The following is a 3,560-nucleotide window of genomic DNA, read 5'->3' as shown; positions in this document are numbered from 1 at the left end:
ACGCGTTTTGGACGGACGCGACCTCCGAAAGGGCATCGTCCGTCCAAAACGCGTCACTCACGCAGCAATCGTGACGAGTGGCGAGAAAAACGACATCTCGTGGCCCGCCCTCCCGCACAAGACGCCGCCAGGACGCCGCCTGCCGGCCCGGGCGCTCCGCCCGCGAAGTCATTAAGGCCCGCACAGCCCCTCCCACCTGCGGTGTCAGCGACGCGTCAGAGGCCGGGAAGACACCGCAGTCCGTCTCTCCCCTATCATCCCCACCAAGACGGAGAGGAGGGGGCGTGTGGCAGAGCGTGGACCACGAGATTGACGTCTTCATGCGGGAGGCGGAGCGACGCGGCGCGTGCCTCGAGTCGTTCCCGGGGAGACTCCATCGCGCCCTTGAGCGTCGTGTGAGGTCTGGCGAGCTCGTCTCCCCGCTCCCGCGGCTGTATGCGCGAGCGGAGGTCTGGCGCGCGCTCAGCAAGACCGAGCAGACGCTCTCCATGATGCGCGCCCTCCACGAGCTCCATCCCGACTGGGTCTTCTGCGGCACCTCGGCCGCGGTCGCGCACGGCCTCAGCGTGTCAAACCGCCTCCAGGAGCCGCTGCAGGTTGCCACGTCGTCCGGCGCGAGACGCTATCACGGGGGCAGGATTGTGGCGGTTCACATGCGCGACGAGACCGCCGTCATGGCGTCCGGCGTTCCCGTGACCGCACTGGAAAGGACGGTCTTCGACTGCATGCGTCGCCACAGCTTTCCCGAGGGGCTCGCGATCGCCGACTCCGCCCTGCATGCGGGCAAGCTGGGCGGGGATGCGCTCATCGCGTACGTCAGGTCCATGGGGTCACGATACCGCGGCTTCAGGCAGGCGGAGATGACGGCGTCGTTTGCCGACCCACGACCCGACAACGGCATGGAGTCAATCGCCCGCGCGACCATGTACCAGCTGGGGTACCAGATGCCCGACCTGCAGGTCCCCGTGCAGGATCCCATGAGCCCCGGGCGCATCCTTCACGTCGACTTCATGTGGGTGCTCCCTGACGGTACCATCATCATCGGTGAGCTCGACGGGGGCGAGAAGGTATGGAACCCGGAGATGAACGGCGGCAGTCCACTCGTTGCGCTGAGACGAGAGCGCCGGCGCGAGTCCCGCATCACCATCGACCGGCCGAAGATTATCCGCTTCTCCCCCGAGGAGGTCGGTGACCTGTACGAGTTCAACCGCCTGCTTGGGACCTTCGGCGTGCCGCGCGACCACGAGCCGCTCGTCTCCATCCCGGACGGCCCGACCCTCGACCTCGTTCCGGCGGAGGCATACGGGCTGGCGTGAGGCGCCCGCCCTCGGCCCACTCGCGCTGAGTGACAGCTTTAGACCAGATGAACGCCCTCTGAGGCCCCCATCCGTTCGAAACGCGTCACTCAGCCGGGGAGGAGACGAGGCGTGGCGTCACGGCCGGGGTGGCCTGCCGGTCGAGTGTCTCGTTTCGGACGGACGAGGGCTCCGGAGAGGGCGCGTCCGTTCGAAACGCGTCACTCGGGAGGCATGGGGAGGAGGCATGAGGAGGAGAGCATGGCGAGAAGGCCTGCGCAGGACGCCCCCTCAAAGGACTGGGGCGTCCGGTGCATGGCAGAGACCGGACGCCCCAGGGAGGAGACGCTATCTAGGCTGCGCCAGAGCGCGGCGGCGCTACGAGAGCGAGGCCTTGTACTCCGCGGGGATGTCCTCGACGTCCTTGTAGGTCTCGAGGGCCTTCTCGACGGTCATGCCGTCGGCGATGGCGTCCTTGCGGCAGGCGTTGACGGCCTGGATCTCCTTCATGCGCGGGCCGGTGAGCTTGTAGCCCTTCATGGCGATGAGGGTGAGGATCCACGCGACGATGGGGATGATGCAGAACAGGACGATCGTGAGGACGTTCATGCCCTCCATGTAGGGGGTGTCGGTGTCGGGCAGCGTGGCAAGGCCAACGGCGGTGATGGCGATGCCGACGACGGTCGTGGAGAGCGAGCTCACGAGCTTGTCAACGAACGAGAAGAGCGTGCCCACGACGCCCGGGGCGTAGTTGCCGGAGCGGAACATCTCGTAGTCGGAGACGTCGGCGACCATCGGGATGGCCATGTCGGCGGTGGAGTAGTAGGCGCCGTAGCCGAGGCCATAGAGCACGATGAAGATGAGCGTGTACGCGTTGAGCGTAAGGTGGAAGCCGCCCTCGGTGCTCCAGAGCGAGAGGCCGAACGCCGGGTCGTTGGGGTTCCACATGCCAAGCAGCACGACGACGCCGATGTAGCAGATGAGAGCGACCGAGGTGAAGGTGACGAGGGTCTTCTTCTGGCCGAACTTCTGGCTGATGCGCAGGCCGCCGATGAAGAACGGAGCGGAGAAGACGTAGCCCATCACGTACATGGGCAGGTAGAACTGGTTGTAGTCGCCCATCATGCAGGCATAGAGCAGGACGCCGACCGTGGTGTTGGTGGCGACGGCGAAGGCGAACTTGGTGCCGGAGGCCGCGACCATGAGGCGCTGGAGCTCCTTGTTGCCCTTGACGATCTCGATGTAGTCCTTGATCTTGAGCTGGGTCTTCTCGCCCTCGGACTCGCCGAAGCCCCAGTACTCCTTGCGGTCCTTGCCGGCGATGCCGACGACGGCGAGCGCGGTGAGGGCGGCGGAGAGGATGATGACGAGCGGGATGAGGAAGTTGAAGAAGGCCTCGGTGCCAAAGCCGACCTGGCCGCCCACGATGGAGGCGGTGGCCATGGTCACGCCCATGCCGACGAGCGACGCGATGGTGTTGAACATCGTGAACGTCGGGCGCTGGTTGGGGTCGTTGGTGAGGCAGGTCTGGCCGGAGCGCGTGCAGGAGGTCTGCATGGCGTAGCCGACCATGAGGAGCATGTAGCAGAGGGTGTAGCCCACATACCGCAGCAGCTCCATGTCAGCAGGGATGAGGCGCGTGCCGTAGAAGAGCAGCAGCGACGAGACGGCCATGACCACGTTGCCCAGGATGATGAACGGGCGGAACTTGCCGATCTTGGTCTCGGTGCGGTCGATGAAGACGCCGATGAACGGGTCGATCACGGCATCGAAGATGCGCGTGACCGTGACCATGGTGGTCGCGAAGGCCAGAAGCAGGCCCAGCACGCCGTTGGCGTAGTAGGCGATGTAGTTCATGAGCAGGACGTAGTACACGTTCGTCGCGCCGTTGTTGAACGGGAACAGGACGAGCTGGTACATCTTCGCCCGGTTGGTGGCACCGGCATTGTGATGCGGCGCCTGCGCTGTCTTTTCTGCCATACACTCTCCCCTTGTTGTTGCGGCCCTTCCACGGGGCTTCTTGCCCCTCTAACTGATATATCAGTTTAGCGTGAACAGGCCAATAGAATCTTCAAAAACGGGCTTCTTCCGCGAGCGGCGGAAACGGCGGCGTGGGTGGTCCCGTGGGCGGCCGACGAGGCGAGAAGGACCGACCGCTCGACGTCGGTCTGTTACGACGTTGCGAGACCAGGGGTTATGGCGATCGGCGTGACTTTGGTGTTGCGGGGATTGGGGTTATGGCAGGGTGATGGCTGCCATAACCCC

At 65.1% G+C, this 3,560-nt stretch carries 2 protein-coding genes; one reads left to right on the top strand and one right to left on the bottom strand.

The features are described from left to right. Positions 1 to 284 precede the first annotated feature (284 nt). A complete protein-coding gene (locus ACULPM_RS07630; protein WP_445330987.1) occupies positions 285 to 1,316 on the top strand; it encodes a type IV toxin-antitoxin system AbiEi family antitoxin domain-containing protein in 1,032 nt (343 codons plus the stop codon). 357 nt (positions 1,317 to 1,673) lie between these two features. Here the strand turns inward: ACULPM_RS07630 and ACULPM_RS07625 are convergent, their stop codons facing one another. Continuing rightward, positions 1,674 to 3,275 carry an MFS transporter gene (locus tag ACULPM_RS07625; RefSeq protein WP_167929314.1) on the bottom strand — a complete coding sequence of 534 codons (1,602 nt, stop codon included), beginning with the start codon at positions 3,273 to 3,275 and terminating at the stop codon, positions 1,674 to 1,676. Positions 3,276 to 3,560 lie beyond the last annotated feature (285 nt).

The sequence above is a fragment of the Thermophilibacter sp. ZX-H3 genome, from assembly GCF_052599055.1.
This window is presented reverse-complemented; position numbering and strand designations above follow the sequence as displayed.